Genomic DNA, 13,209 nt, shown 5'->3' with positions numbered 1-13,209 from the left:
GATTGTCTCCGCATGTGGGCCAAACGCAAGCCCGTCAGCAACGTCCGAGGAGCGACGTTAGGTCACTTATCTTTGCTGGGGTCGATGAGGAATTTTTCGCCGGTGGCCCGTTTGGCGTACACGGCGAGGTTGGCCGGATCGAGCGCCTCGGACAAGGAAACGACCTTGGTGTAGTGGCTCGCAAAGGTCGTCTTCAGCTCATCGACGACGCGCTGGCGCAGCCGCTCGGTATCCGCCTTGCCGATCTTCATCAGGAACGGAAACAGCAGCCAGCCGCCGACGCTCCAGGTCATGCCGAAGCCGCGCGTGATCTCGGTCGGGCGCGTGTCCAGGCTGCCGTAGATGTAGACCTGCTTGTGCACGTTCGAGCCATAGCGGCTGTAGGGATGCTTGCCGGACTTGTTGATCGCGGCTTCCATCGCGTTGAGGATCTGGCCCGCGAGCTTGCCGCCGCCGATCGCATCGAACGCGATGGTCGCGCCGGTCTCGACCAGCGCCGCGATCAGGTCGTCCATGAAAGTCGGCGCCGTCGAATCCACGATGTATTTCGCGCCGATGCCGCGCAACAGCTCGGCCTGATCAGCGCTGCGCACGATGTTGACGAGCGGGATGCCGTCCTTGAGGCAGATCTTGTTGAGCATCTGCCCGAGGTTGGACGCGGCCGCGGTATGCACCAGCGCGGTGTGGCCCTCGCGCCGCATCGTCTCGGTCATGCCGAGCGACGTCAGCGGGTTGACGAAGCAGGAGGCGCCCTCGGCCGGCGTGGTGCCGGCCGGCAGCGGCAGGCATTCGGAGACCTTCAGGCAGCGATACTGGCTGTACATCGCCCCGCCGATGGCCGCGACGGTGCGGCCCATCAGCGCCTTGGCGGCGTCCGAGGAGCCGGTCTTGACCACCACGCCCGCGCCCTCATTGCCGATCGGCAGCGACTCATCGAGCCGGCCGGCCATCGCCCGCATACCCGCCTCCGGCACCTTGGCGGTGACCACGGGGCGGTCCGTGGTGCCGGACGCCTGCAGGGTCGACAGATCGGCCGCGCCGACGAGGAGGCCCAGATCGGACGGATTGATCGGCGCCGCCTCGATCCGCACCACCACCTCGTCCGGCCCCGGCTCGGGGGTCGGCACGTCGACCAGCGAGAGCTCGAGCTCGCCGCTGCGCCTGATCAGGGTCCGCAGTTGCAGGCCCTGTGTCTCGACACCCATGCGTGCCTCCCTTTTTTCTTTGGTTAGCTTAGTCCAGACTCAGGCCAGCGCCTTCAGCGCCGCCCTGCCCGCATACTTGGCCTGCGCATCCAGCTCCTGCTCGATGCGCAGCAGCTGGTTGTACTTGGCGGTGCGGTCGGCGCGCGCCAGCGAGCCGGTCTTGATCTGCCCGCAATTGGTGGCGACCGCGAGATCGGCGATCGTGGAATCCTCGGTCTCGCCGGAGCGGTGCGACATCACGGCGGTGTAGCCGGCCTTGTAGGCCATCTCGACCGCGGCCAGCGTCTCCGTCAGCGTGCCGATCTGGTTGACCTTGATCAGGATCGAATTGGCGCGCCCGTTGCGGATGCCGTCGGCGAGACGGTTGACGTTGGTGACGAACAGGTCGTCGCCGACGAGCTGGCACTTGTGGCCGATCAGGTCGGTCAGCTCCTTCCAGCCGTCCATGTCGTCCTCGGACATGCCGTCCTCGATCGAGGCGATCGGGTAGCGGGCGACCAGATCCGCAAGATACTTGGCCTGCTCGGAGCGCGAGCGCGACTTGTTCTCGCCCTCGTAGACATACTTGCCGTCCTTGAAGAACTCGGTCGCCGCGCAGTCGAGCGCCAGCATGACGTCCTCGCCCGCGGTATAGCCGGCCTTGCCGATCGCGCTCATGACGAAGTCGAGCGCGGCGTCCGCCGACGGCAGGTTCGGCGCGAAGCCGCCCTCGTCGCCGACATTGGTGTTGTGGCCCGCCTTCTTCAGCTCGGCCTTGAGCGTGTGGAAGATCTCCGAGCCGCAGCGCAACGCCTCGGCGAAGCTCGGCGCGCCCACCGGCATGATCATGAATTCCTGGAAGTCGATCGGGTTGTCGGCGTGCACGCCGCCATTGACGATGTTCATCATCGGCACCGGCAGGGTGCGGGCCGAGGTGCCGCCGACATAGCGATACAGCGGCATGTCGTAGGAGATCGCCGCCGCCTTGGCGCAGGCGAGCGAGACGCCGAGAATGGCGTTGGCGCCGATCCGGCTCTTGTTCTCGGTGCCGTCGAGCTCGATCAGGATCTGGTCGATCTGGACCTGGTCCTGCACCGACATGTCGCTCAAGGCCTCATAGACCTCGTCGTTGATGGCCTCGACGGCCTTCAGCACGCCCTTGCCGAGATAGCGGTGCTTGTCGCCGTCGCGCAGCTCGACCGCCTCGTGGGCGCCGGTGGAGGCGCCGGACGGCACGGCGGCGCGGCCGACCGAGCCGTCCTCCAGCACGACGTCGACCTCGACCGTGGGATTGCCACGGCTGTCCAGGATTTCGCGGCCGATGATGTCGACGATGGCGGTCATGAGGTCCTCTCGCGGGCGTTTCTGGGTGGACGTTGTTGCGCTGCTTCTACCGCAAGGTCACGGGGGCGAAAAGGCCACCTGACGCGGAAATCACGAAGCGGATGACGTGGGCGCTCCGATTGGCTAAAGGGGCGCCTCTGCGGCAGGTGACACGACACATGGCGAAAAAATCCAACCCATCCCTGACATCCGCCGGCCTTCAGCTTGGCCGCGAGGTGGCGACGCCCGACAGTCCGGACGCGGCCAAGCTCGACCGCGTTCCCAATCCGCAGAAGGACACGGATTACCTGGCCCGCTTCACGGTGCCCGAGTTCACCTCGCTCTGCCCCGTGACCGGTCAGCCGGACTTCGCCCATATCGTCATCGACTACGCCCCCGGTCCCTGGCTGGTCGAATCCAAGTCGCTCAAGCTGTACCTCGCGAGCTTCCGCAACCACGGCGCCTTCCACGAGGACTGCACCGTCGCGATCGGCAAGCGCCTGGCGTCAGAGATCAAGCCCAAATGGCTGCGCATCGGCGGCTACTGGTACCCTCGCGGCGGCATCCCGATCGACGTGTTCTGGCAAACGGGCAAGCTGCCGAAGGGCCTGTGGGTGCCGGACCAGGGCGTGGCGCCGTATCGCGGGCGGGGGTGATGACGATCGAGAAGCGGAAGGTGCGGTCGTGAACGGCGCAGTCGAATATGCCCGCCTGTCGGTGTTCTGTCCCAAGTGCACCACAACCGTCACGTGGCCGCCTTCGCTGTCAGCAACGGACAAGGCGAGAATTGCAGCCGAAATCCGCCGCAGCCAGATTGAGGGCCACAAACTGCTCGTCGCCCAGTTTGGCTTCTCGATGAGGGAAGCCAAAGCTCTGACGCTGCATGTAACGCTGACGGAAGGCACGTGCCACCGCTGCCGTCGTCCGCTTTCCCGGAAGGACGATGTGAGCGTCTGCGAGACGTGCCGCTCGGCCAACCTCGACTGGTAGTCGCCGATCGCGCGCTCCTGCCTCAATACGCGTAGTAGCCGTCGAACTTCGCCTTGTAGGCGGATGGACACAGGATCTGAAACGTACTCAGCATTGCGTCCGTCCTCGCCGCCGTGCTGTTGTCGACGATCTGCTCGTTGCGATGATCCTTCCAGTTGGTGCGGATCATCTTCTTTCCTTCGCCGCTCGACTGAGGCTCCCCGGTGCCGACCAGCGAGTAGTTGCCGAACTCGGTATAAACCGTGTTCTTGGAGCACATCGCCCGCCGCTTGGTCTGTTTGCCGGCGTTGAGATCCATGACCTGCTTGGCGCAACGCGCCACTTCCGCCGGCTTGCTGTCGTCAGGCGGCGGCTCGCGCAGGCAGCTCTCGATCGCGTCGTCGAGCTCGATCCGGAACGTCACCGCGGCGGTGTCGCTATCCTGGTCGGAGATGGTCAGAATGGTCGCATCGCCCCTGTGGGCGCTGAGCAGGATCTTGGCAGGCGCCGTCGCAGCAACGCGTGGGCTCTCGGACTTGGCCGAGGGCTGCGCCAGCGCCTGATGGAAACCGCCCGCAACGATCGCGACATACAGCAACAAATGCCCCGCCCGCTTCACCGTCGTTCTCCCTTCACTCACCGCCAAGAATATTAGATAGAACAAATCAGAAACACAAGTCAAAATACCTTCAGGTTGTATTGGCCGGCGCACGCATTTGCGGCGCAGCGCATGCAAAGTCCCGCATCAATGACCGTCCGTGGCGGCGAGTCGCCCGTCGGGCATGGTTGCTATCAGGCGAGGCCCTTCGCCATCGATTTCGACTGCTGAACCTCCTGCGCCTCAAAACTGAATTTTGTTGTCCGCTCAGGGCGATCACCCCTGTCCAGATCTTCCGCGAAAAACATTCTTCTTTCGCTTTATCGGAATTCGTGATTGATTGCTCCCGTCCCGTCTCGATCAGAGGGGCGCTTCGCGGTCGTCACGGACGTTGAGGCGGGATGCGGTGGGCGTGTCGGGGTCGCAGCGTGATCACTCATGCGGACGAGCGGTCCTGATGCGCCGGCGAAATCGTATGGGATTACGGGATTACGGTGACAGTGCACTTAATTCACAATCCCAGGATTATGGTGACAGTGCACTTAATTCACAATCCGCCGCTCCGGGGCATTTAGTGCAATGTCACCGTATTTCGTAGCACCAGTAGAGCCACGTCGCAGGCGGAGTCGAGCTCGATGCGCCCGATCCGCTGGCCTCGGTTTGCATTCCCGGTGCAGGCGCGGCCCTTGATCTGGATACGAACGGGTCCGTTCGGACTTTGGCGAACGGCGTCATACCCAGCGGTACGCGCCAAGACCGAGGCATTCTGCGGCGGCGAACTCGGCGATCTCACCGGTGACGCCCAGGGGCTTACCTGTAGGGCATAGTACTCGGCCGCCAGGGGGCAGACGGCGGCCAGGATTGCACGAACGCATGCGGCAGCGTCTGCATTGCTGGGCGAGATATCGGCGGAGAAACAACCTTCGGTTGTCATTCCGCCATCCTGCAAGAAGATTTGGCAGGAGCAAAGACGTATTTCCGGCAGTTCTCTTCTAGAGCGACGATCAAACCCGTCTCAATTTTCTGCAAGCACCAGCTTCAGCCCTTCCTGCCACGACAGGTAGGTAGGCAAATTTCGGAGCTTGCCGTCCCGATCTATGAAGATGGGAGCGTTTCCGGCAAGCGAATACTGAAACTCGTCCGTCTCTTGATGCAACTTTGAGTCATAAAAGAAGACCCATCCTTGCTCCACATTTTTCGTGGCCTCTTCAAGAACCACCAACTCGCATCCAGCCACTTGCTCCAGTTCCGCGACGTGTCTGGCGGCCAACTCTCTCGCTTCGTCGAAAGAAACCATCCGTGAGTCCTCAAACACCATACAAACTGGCAGACTTATACCCGCTCGTTGTGGGCATTACGAACAAGTCAGACAGTGTTTCGGGAAAAGGTAGCCTGCGCCTGTGTGGCCTCACTGATACTCATCTATTTGGCTTGGTACTTTTCAGTTGAGCAGGCCTTCCTGGGTCTCAGCCCTGTACCGCACCACTGAATGAATCTTCTCCCGCCCGCGAGCCTATGGCCACTGAGTCGCCCGACGGGCACGCTCCCGTTCGACCTTCTCAGTCGACGCAACCATCAAACCGCTGCCCCGAAAGCCAGTTTGTGCCGCGCTTTCAAGCCGATCACCGCTCTCAGACATCCCGCTAAAAATATTCCACTTTCGCTTTATCGGAATTTGTGATTGACTATCACCATCCCGTCTCGATCAGAGGGGCGCTTCGCGGTCGTCACGGACGTTGAGGCGGGATGCGGTGGGCGTGTCGGGTTCGCAGCGTGATCACTCATGCGGACGAACGAGCCTGATGCGCCGGCGAAATCGTATGGTCCTGGCCTCCCGACGCTGAGGCTACGCTGGCGGTGATGATGATCCGCCGGTCACGGGGGCAAGACAGCCCGGTCCCCGGGGAGAGTACGTACAAGCCGCCCAACCATCGCGCGGGGAATGCCGGGATGTCTCGGCTGAACCTGTGGTTCCTGCCGCCAGCATTTTTTCTCGCTGGCGGGCCATGGGGGCGGCCAGCTCCCGGCATTCCCCGTGCCCTCTTCTCGGAAAAGGGCACTCTCAAAGGCAAAGCTCGGACGCCGATGCGCCGCGAGATCGGGGCGGTGCGTCCGTGTCAACGACAGCAACACGCCATGTCAGAGGCGCGCAGCATCAGCATCAACAGCGAGGAAAGGATGGCCGGCTCGCAAACGAGCGCGCCGTCACGTCGCCGCTGCATCCGCCGGCGGCCGCTGCCGCAGCAGCGCGGCGCAGGCGAAGCCGAGCACGACCATCATGATGGCGGCGATCAGCAGCGTCGGCTGCTTGCCGCCATGGACCAGGCCGAAGCCATAGGCGATCGGGCCGACCGTCTGGCCCATGAAGAAGAAGAACGAGTGCAGCGACATCGCGGTCGCGCGCGCCCCGATCGACAGCTCGCTGGCGAACACCTGCAGGCAGCCATGGATCATGTAGAAGCCCCAGCCCATCAGCAGCATGCAGCCGAACTGCAGCTTCCAGCCCGGGCCGAAGGCGAGCGCGGCGAGCTGCAGCCCGACCAGGGCAGCGCCCGTGATCATCATGCCCTTGACGCCGAGCCGCGGCAGGAAGTTCGACACCGTGAACGTGTAGAACAGCCCGCCGACCGCGAAGCCTGCGATGACGATGCCCGCGATCGACAGCGAGGTCTCGCCGAGATCGAACAGGAACGAGGCGATGAACGGAAACAGCCCGAACACGCAGCAGCCTTCGACGAACACCGCCGAGAAGCAGAAGCGCGAATTGGGGTTGGTGAAGATGGTGCGGTAGCCCTTCCTCAGCGCGGCGAGATCGGTGGTCGGCGCATGCGTGACCTTGGCGCCGCGAAAGCCTGCCGCCACCGCAAAGGAGGCGATCAGCCCGAGCGCGCCGAGGATCGCGAGCACGCCACGCCAGCCGATGAAATCGCCGATGATGCCGGATGCCGTCGCGCCGAGCAGGTTGCCCGCCATCGAGCCCGCGAGCGTGCGGCCGATCGCGACCTGCCGCTTGTCGGGTGCAACGAGATCGCTGGTCAGCCCGAGCGCCACCGGAAACACGCCGCCAGAGGCGATGCCGGCAAGAATGCGCGAGGCGAACAGCAGCGGAAACGAGGTGGCGAGCGCGCCGAGGATGCTGGCGACACCGAGCAATGCGAGGCACAGCGTCATCAGCCGCGCCTTGCCGAACAGATCGGCGGCGGCGCCGATCGCCGGCTGGATCAGGGCATAGATCAGCGCATAGCCGGCCGCGATCCCGGCCGCAGTCGTGATGCTGATCGAAAAATCCTCGGCGACATGCGGCAGCACCGGATCGAGCGCCCGCGTCGACAGCGCCGCCGAGAAGCCCGCCAGCGCGATGATGTTCACGGCCGGAGGAAAGCGCTGCTCGGAGGGCCGGGCCACGGGCTGGTGCATCAGCGCGCGAGGCCGGTCGTCGCCTGCCCCTTTGCGAGCTGGTCGAACGCCATCAGCGTTCGCAGCAGACCCTCGAACTGCGCGAGCGGGACCATGTTCGGCCCGTCGGAGGGCGCATGATCGGGATCCGGATGCGTCTCGATGAAGACGCCGGCCACGCCGACCGCCACCGCCGCCCGCGCCAGCACCGGCACGAATTCGCGCTCGCCGCCCGACGAGGTGCCCTTCCCGCCCGGCTGCTGCACCGAATGCGTGGCATCGAAGATGACGGGCGCGCCGGTCGTGCGCGCCATGATCGGCAGCGCGCGCATGTCGGAGACCAGCGTGTTGTAGCCGAACGAGACGCCGCGCTCGGTGACCAGCACGTTGCGATTGCCGGAGCCCGTGATCTTGGCGACCACATTGGCCATGTCCCATGGCGCCAGGAATTGGCCCTTCTTGACGTTGACGACCTTGCCGGTCGCGGCGGCCGCGAGCAGCAGGTCAGTCTGCCGGCACAGGAAGGCCGGGATCTGCAGCACGTCGACCGCCTGCGCCACCTCGGCGCACTGACTCGCATCGTGGACGTCAGTCAGCACGGGCAGGCCGAGCGACGCGCGGATCTCGGCGAAGATCGGCAGCGACTGCGAAAGCCCGAGGCCGCGCGCAGCCGAGCCGCTGCTGCGGTTGGCCTTGTCGAACGAGGTCTTGTAGACGAGCCCGATGTTCAGCCGCGTCGCGATCTCCTTCAGCGCCGAGGCGACCTCGAGCGCATGGGCGCGGCTCTCGAGTTGGCAGGGGCCGGCGATGACGGCGAGCGGCAGGGTATTGCCGAAGCTGATGGAGCCGACCGAGACGACCGGCGCAGCAGAGATCGAAGCGTTCACGACATCATCCTCTTGAGAGTGCGCGACCATGCCCAGCGCTGGCGTCCGGATCAACCCGGCCTGTGCCCGCGAATAGCAGGGTTGCGGGGATCGGTCATCCCCGCCCCTCTCCGGCTTCTATTTCAAGGCCGAGAACGCGGTCGGTACCAGGAACTGGCTGGTGATGTTGGCGACGATCTGGCCGTCCTCCTCGCTCTTGGCGCGCGCCGCGATCCAATCGGGATTGGTCATGAACGCAGTCCATTTGGTCTCGCGCTCGGCGAGCGATTCCCAGGCCAGGAAATAGGTCAGCTCCTGGTTGGATTCGCCGATCAGCGTCGTGAAGAAGCCGACCGGGCGGATGCCATGCTTCTCCCACAGCTTCAGCGTCGTGGTCTCGAAGCGCTTCAGCAGCGCCGGCAGCCGGCCTGGAATGCAGCGATAGATGCGGCTCTCGTAGATCATTGGTCACTCCCTGATCTGTCGTTGGATCGTGTGATCAGGGAGCGTTCTCGCAATATTCGGCCACACCGTCAAAGACGGTCGTCAGACCAGCCGCGACTGCACCATCGCCGCCTGGATGAAGGACGCAAACAGCGGATGCGGCTCGAATGGCCGCGATTTCAGCTCGGGGTGGAACTGGACGCCGATGAACCAGGGATGGTCCTCATATTCCACGATCTCCGGCAGCACGCCGTCCGGCGACAGGCCGGAGAACTTCAGACCGTGCTGCTCGAGCCGGTCCTTGTAGGCGGTGTTGACCTCGTAGCGGTGGCGATGGCGCTCGGAGATCTCGGTGGCACCGCCATAGACCTCGGAGACGCGGCTGCCGCGCTTGAGCGCCGCAGGATAGGCGCCGAGCCGCATCGTGCCGCCGAGATCGCCGCTCTTGGAGCGCTTCTCCAGCTCGTTGCCGCGCAGCCATTCCGTCATCAGGCCGACGAGCGGCTCCGGCGTCGGACCGAACTCGGTCGAGTTGGCCTCGGTGATGCCGACGAGATTGCGCGCCGCCTCGATCACCGCCATCTGCATGCCGAAGCAGATGCCGAAATACGGCACGTCACGCTCCCGCGCGAACCGCGCCGCGCGGATCTTACCCTCGGCGCCGCGCTGGCCGAAGCCGCCGGGCACCAGGATGCCGTTGACGTGCTCGAGGAATGGCGCCGGGTCTTCGTTCTCGAACACCTCGCTCTCGATCCAGTCGAGCTTGACGCGGACCTTGTTGGCGATCCCGCCGTGAGAGAGCGCCTCGATCAGCGACTTATAGGCATCCTTCATGCCCGTGTACTTGCCGACGATCGCGATCGTGACGTCGCCTTCCGGATTGCGGACGCGCTCGTTGATCGTGTGCCAGCTCGCCAGCGCCGGCGGCACCCGCAGCTCGATGCCGAACGCGGCCAGCACTTCGTCGTCGAGGCCGGCGGCATGATAGGCCTCCGGCACGGCATAGATGTTGTCGACGTCGCGCGCCTCGATGACGGCGCTTTCGCGCACGTTGCAGAACAGGCCGAGCTTGCGCCGTTCCTCCTTCGGGATCGGGCGGTCGGTGCGGCACAGCAGGATGTCCGGCTGGATGCCGATCGAGCGCAGCTCCTTGACCGAATGCTGCGTCGGCTTGGTCTTCAACTCGCCGGCGCTCGGAATGTAAGGCAGCAGCGTGAGATGGATATAGATCGCGTGATGGCGCGGCAGCTCGTTGCCGAGCTGCCGGATCGCTTCGAAGAACGGCAGGCCCTCGATGTCGCCGACGGTGCCGCCGATCTCGACCAGCACGAAATCGTACTCGTCATTCCCGGACAGGACGAAATCCTTGATCGCATTCGTCACGTGCGGGACGACCTGGATGGTCGCGCCGAGATAGTCGCCGCGCCGCTCCTTGGTCAGGATGTCCTGATAGATCCGGCCCGTGGTGATGTTGTCGGCCTTGGTCGCCGGCCGGCCGGTAAAGCGTTCGTAATGACCGAGATCGAGATCGGTCTCGGCACCGTCATCGGTCACGAACACTTCGCCGTGCTGATACGGCGACATCGTGCCGGGATCGAGGTTGAGATAGGGGTCGAGCTTGCGAAGCCGGACCTTGTAGCCGCGGGCCTGCAGCAGCGCGCCTAACGCGGCTGAAGCCAGACCCTTTCCGAGCGAGGAAACCACGCCGCCGGTGATGAAGATGTACCGCGCCATGGGACCCTACCTTTAATGCCGCGCGCTCGATTCGCCAAAACGAATCGCTTGCAGCCCGCAACGCTGTCGCGGGCCTGTGGGTTACTTCAAAATATTAATGGTCTCAGGTACTTGAGACCGCCTCATGACGCAGGACGCCAATTGCGTTCCTGCATGGCTTGCCCGCGTTATTGCGACTGCGGGGCCTGCGGCGCAGCCGGAGCCGCGGGTGCCTGCTGCTCGTCGGCCTTCTTGAGCTGGTCGAGCACGCCGCCCGCGGTCGGCGCCACTGGGGTCGCTCCGCCTGACTGGGTCTGCCCCGGCAGGTTGTTGAGAATCGAGGTCGGCTTGCGATCCAGACCCGCGAGCCAAGTCAGCGCCAGGCTGGTGAGGAAGAAGAGGAGTGCCAGGATCGCGGTCGTGCGCGTTAGCAGGTTGGCCGTGCCGCGGCTCGACATGAAACCGGCGCCGCCGCCCATGCCAAGGCCACCGCCCTCGGATTTCTGCAACAGCACCGTACCGATCAGGACGGCGACAATCATGAGGTGGATGACGATCAAGACAGTCTGCATGGTGACCTTCCGTCACAAGCCCTCGCAGGCCCCGACCGGGGGCCGGGATCGCGAGAGCTTCGCGGGCTATTCGGAAATTTGCGCGGTGTTACACGATCATGTCGAGCAACGCCACCCCGCAGATAATCCCAACCGCGCTTCGCACAAGCGCCGACGTCGCCCTCCGGGTCGACACTTGCCGGCCGCTTCAATATCCACTATTAGAGACGAATGGATCAAATAATAGACGACTTCAGCCAGAGGCTCGCCCGTCGCCTGCTGCTGGAACGGGACGGCCGTGGGTGGTCGCTGGCCGACCTCGCCGAACGCTCGGGCGTGTCGAAGGCCACCATCAGCAAGATCGAGCGCGCCGAGGTCAGCCCGACCGCGGTCATTCTGGTCAAGCTCGCGAGCGCGTTCGATCTCACGCTGGCCGGCCTGATGCTCCGCGCCGAAGCCCAGTCGGAGCGCCTGTCCAAGGCCGCCGAGCAGCCGGTCTGGCGCGACCCGGACACGGGCTACGTCAGGCGCCAGGTCTTTCTCAGGCCGGATCATCCGATCGAATTGGTGACCGTCGAGATGCCGGCGCACCGCAGCGTAACCTTGCCGGCCTCCTCCTACATCCACATCCGCCAGCTCCTCTGGGTTCAGAGCGGGCAATTGACCATCACGGAAGGCGCGGAACGCCACGTGCTCGGGCCGGGCGACTGCCTCGGCTTCGGCCCACCGATCGACACCACCTTTGCCAATGAGACCGACGCGCCCTGCGTCTACGTCGTCGCCCTTGCCAGGAGTTGAGAATGTCCCCGCCCCGAATCGCGGCCCTGTCCGATACGCCGGCAATCCGGGCTGCGCTTCGCGCAATGCTGATCGAAACGGTCGCCCATGGTGGCTCGGTCAGCTTCATGCACCCGCTTCGCGAGGAGGATGCCGACGCGTTCTGGCGGGAATCGCTGTCGGCCGCGGCGCGCGGCGAACGAGCCGTTCTTGGCGCCTTAGATGGAGAGGATGTGATCGCGACCGTGACGCTGCAGCTGAAGCTGCCGCCAAACCAGCCGCACCGCGCCGAGATCGCAAAGATGATGACGCGCATCAGCCACCGCAAACGCGGAATCGCGACCGCGCTGCTCTGCGCGGCCGAAAACCTCGCCCGCGCGCATGGGCGGACGATGCTGGTCCTCGATACCGCCGAGGATGGGGGCGCCTCACAGCTCTATGAAAGCGTCGGCTTCCAGCTGAGCGGAACCATTCCGGACTATGCCTTGAAGCCGCATGGCGGCCTCACCGGCACGAAGATCTATTGGAAGCGAATCGAACAGGCGGACTGAAACGCCTGGCGCGTTTTCGCTCACGTCGCTTCTCAACAGCCCTTCGCAATGGCGAGAAAGTCCGAGGCTTTCAGGCTGGCGCCGCCGACCAGCGCGCCGTTGACATTCGCGACCGCCATCAGCTCGGCCGCATTGGAGGGCTTCACCGAGCCGCCATAGAGGATGCGCGTCCGCGCTCCCTCCTGCTTGAAGCGATCGATCAGCAGCTCTCTGATAAAGGCATGAATCTGCTCGACATCCTTGGCGGTCGGGGTCAGGCCGGTGCCGATCGCCCAGACCGGCTCATAGGCCACGACCAGGTTGTCGGCCCGTGAGCCCTGCGGCAGACTGAGGTTGAGCTGGCCGCGCAGGATGTCGAGCGTTTGCCCGGCATCGCGCTGCAGGGTCTCGCCTACGCAAACGATCGCGACCAATCCGGCGCGCCACACCGCCTCAGTCTTCTGGTGCACCACAACATCGGTTTCGCCATGATCGGCGCGCCGTTCGGAATGGCCGACGATGATGGCGCTGGCGCCGGCATCGGCCAGCATCTCCGCCGAGATGTCCCCGGTATGGGCTCCCGACGCCTTGGGGTGGCAATCCTGGGCCCCGACCGCGATCGCGTGGGTGCCGCGTGCCCTCTCGGCAAAGCCTGCCACCAGAGTGGCGGGCGGACAGACCAGCAGATCGGCCTTGCCGGTGACCTCGGCGGCTCCGGCCAGCATTGCGTCGAACTCGGCGGTCGAGGCCTTCAGGCCGTTCATTTTCCAGTTGCCGGCGATCAGCGGCCGGATGCGGTCGGTCATGGCGGGATTCCAGCAAATGTTGTGACGGACATCGGCTAGCAGAGCCCTTCGA

14 protein-coding genes are annotated in these 13,209 nt (G+C 64.6%); 4 read left to right on the top strand and 10 right to left on the bottom strand.

The window, feature by feature from the left end; translation table 11 throughout:
• Window positions 1-62: 62 nt before the first annotated feature.
• Together QX039_RS10410 and eno are read right to left on the bottom strand one after the other, a co-directional pair.
• Window positions 63-1,205 carry a zinc-binding dehydrogenase gene (locus tag QX039_RS10410; RefSeq protein ID WP_315738191.1) on the bottom strand — a complete coding sequence of 381 codons (1,143 nt, stop codon included), beginning with the start codon at window positions 1,203-1,205 and terminating at the stop codon, window positions 63-65.
• A 39-nt stretch (window positions 1,206-1,244) separates the two neighbouring features.
• Entirely contained in the window at window positions 1,245-2,528 is a 1,284-nt protein-coding gene (gene eno / locus QX039_RS10405; protein WP_315738192.1) for a phosphopyruvate hydratase, read from the bottom strand.
• A 158-nt stretch (window positions 2,529-2,686) separates the two neighbouring features.
• Here eno and queF point away from each other — a divergent pair, with 158 nt between their 5' ends.
• Both queF and QX039_RS10395 read left to right on the top strand, forming a co-directional pair.
• Window positions 2,687-3,163: a preQ(1) synthase gene (queF, locus tag QX039_RS10400; protein ID WP_315738193.1), complete on the top strand. Its 477-nt coding sequence runs from the start codon at window positions 2,687-2,689 to the stop codon at window positions 3,161-3,163.
• A gap of 28 nt (window positions 3,164-3,191) precedes the next feature.
• Window positions 3,192-3,497 (top strand): hypothetical protein, encoded by a 306-nt coding sequence (locus QX039_RS10395; RefSeq protein ID WP_315738194.1) that lies wholly within the window; start codon window positions 3,192-3,194, stop codon window positions 3,495-3,497.
• A gap of 22 nt (window positions 3,498-3,519) precedes the next feature.
• Here the strand turns inward: QX039_RS10395 and QX039_RS10390 are convergent, their stop codons facing one another.
• The 7 genes from QX039_RS10390 to secG form a co-directional block, all read right to left on the bottom strand.
• Window positions 3,520-4,095, bottom strand: a complete 576-nt coding sequence (locus QX039_RS10390) for a hypothetical protein (RefSeq protein ID WP_315738195.1) — start codon at window positions 4,093-4,095, stop codon at window positions 3,520-3,522.
• 994 nt (window positions 4,096-5,089) lie between these two features.
• Window positions 5,090-5,371, bottom strand: coding sequence for a YrhB domain-containing protein (locus tag QX039_RS10385; RefSeq protein WP_315738196.1), 282 nt, complete (start codon window positions 5,369-5,371; stop codon window positions 5,090-5,092).
• Between the two features lie 908 nt (window positions 5,372-6,279).
• Window positions 6,280-7,491, bottom strand: coding sequence for an MFS transporter (locus QX039_RS10380; RefSeq protein WP_315770834.1), 1,212 nt, complete (start codon window positions 7,489-7,491; stop codon window positions 6,280-6,282).
• Window positions 7,491-8,357, bottom strand: coding sequence for a 3-deoxy-8-phosphooctulonate synthase (gene kdsA / locus QX039_RS10375; protein ID WP_315738197.1), 867 nt, complete (start codon window positions 8,355-8,357; stop codon window positions 7,491-7,493). Before kdsA ends, QX039_RS10380 begins: the two co-directional genes overlap by 1 nt.
• Window positions 8,358-8,474: 117 nt before the next feature.
• Entirely contained in the window at window positions 8,475-8,801 is a 327-nt protein-coding gene (locus QX039_RS10370) for an NIPSNAP family protein (RefSeq protein WP_315738198.1), read from the bottom strand.
• An 81-nt stretch (window positions 8,802-8,882) separates the two neighbouring features.
• The gene (locus tag QX039_RS10365; RefSeq protein ID WP_315738199.1) at window positions 8,883-10,514 is read right to left on the bottom strand and encodes a CTP synthase; all 1,632 of its coding nucleotides are present in this window, start codon (window positions 10,512-10,514) and stop codon (window positions 8,883-8,885) included.
• Window positions 10,515-10,681: 167 nt separating this feature from the next.
• Window positions 10,682-11,065, bottom strand: a complete 384-nt coding sequence (secG, locus tag QX039_RS10360) for a preprotein translocase subunit SecG (RefSeq protein ID WP_315738200.1) — start codon at window positions 11,063-11,065, stop codon at window positions 10,682-10,684.
• Between the two features lie 210 nt (window positions 11,066-11,275).
• Between secG and QX039_RS10355 the strand changes: the two genes are divergently transcribed.
• Both QX039_RS10355 and QX039_RS10350 read left to right on the top strand, forming a co-directional pair.
• Window positions 11,276-11,842 (top strand): XRE family transcriptional regulator, encoded by a 567-nt coding sequence (locus QX039_RS10355; protein ID WP_315738201.1) that lies wholly within the window; start codon window positions 11,276-11,278, stop codon window positions 11,840-11,842.
• A 2-nt stretch (window positions 11,843-11,844) separates the two neighbouring features.
• Complete coding sequence (locus QX039_RS10350) at window positions 11,845-12,372, top strand: GNAT family N-acetyltransferase (RefSeq protein WP_315738202.1); 528 nt, start codon at window positions 11,845-11,847, stop codon at window positions 12,370-12,372.
• 32 nt (window positions 12,373-12,404) lie between these two features.
• On the opposite strand, the gene tpiA is transcribed toward QX039_RS10350, so the two are convergent.
• Window positions 12,405-13,157 (bottom strand): triose-phosphate isomerase, encoded by a 753-nt coding sequence (tpiA, locus tag QX039_RS10345; RefSeq protein ID WP_315738203.1) that lies wholly within the window; start codon window positions 13,155-13,157, stop codon window positions 12,405-12,407.
• Between the last annotated feature and the right edge of the window lie 52 nt (window positions 13,158-13,209).

Source organism: Bradyrhizobium sp. SZCCHNR1043 (assembly GCF_032489675.1).
GTDB lineage: Bacteria > Pseudomonadota > Alphaproteobacteria > Rhizobiales > Xanthobacteraceae > Bradyrhizobium.
The sequence above is the reverse complement of the archived record's forward strand: the minus strand, read 5'-3'. Positions and strand labels throughout refer to the sequence as shown.

Bases quoted from the DNA above. Each gene is read 5' to 3' on its own strand.
- QX039_RS10410 (WP_315738191.1), bottom strand. From the start codon at position 1,205: ATGGGTGTCGAGACACAGGGCCTGCAACTGCGGACCCTGATCAGGCGC.
- eno (WP_315738192.1), bottom strand. From the start codon at position 2,528: ATGACCGCCATCGTCGACATCATCGGCCGCGAAATCCTGGACAGCCGT.
- queF (WP_315738193.1), top strand. From the start codon at position 2,687: ATGGCGAAAAAATCCAACCCATCCCTGACATCCGCCGGCCTTCAGCTT.
- QX039_RS10385 (WP_315738196.1), bottom strand. From the start codon at position 5,371: ATGGTTTCTTTCGACGAAGCGAGAGAGTTGGCCGCCAGACACGTCGCG.
- QX039_RS10380 (WP_315770834.1), bottom strand. From the start codon at position 7,491: ATGCACCAGCCCGTGGCCCGGCCCTCCGAGCAGCGCTTTCCTCCGGCC.
- QX039_RS10370 (WP_315738198.1), bottom strand. From the start codon at position 8,801: ATGATCTACGAGAGCCGCATCTATCGCTGCATTCCAGGCCGGCTGCCG.
- QX039_RS10365 (WP_315738199.1), bottom strand. From the start codon at position 10,514: ATGGCGCGGTACATCTTCATCACCGGCGGCGTGGTTTCCTCGCTCGGA.
- secG (WP_315738200.1), bottom strand. From the start codon at position 11,065: ATGCAGACTGTCTTGATCGTCATCCACCTCATGATTGTCGCCGTCCTG.
- QX039_RS10355 (WP_315738201.1), top strand. From the start codon at position 11,276: ATGGATCAAATAATAGACGACTTCAGCCAGAGGCTCGCCCGTCGCCTG.
- QX039_RS10350 (WP_315738202.1), top strand. From the start codon at position 11,845: ATGTCCCCGCCCCGAATCGCGGCCCTGTCCGATACGCCGGCAATCCGG.
- tpiA (WP_315738203.1), bottom strand. From the start codon at position 13,157: ATGACCGACCGCATCCGGCCGCTGATCGCCGGCAACTGGAAAATGAAC.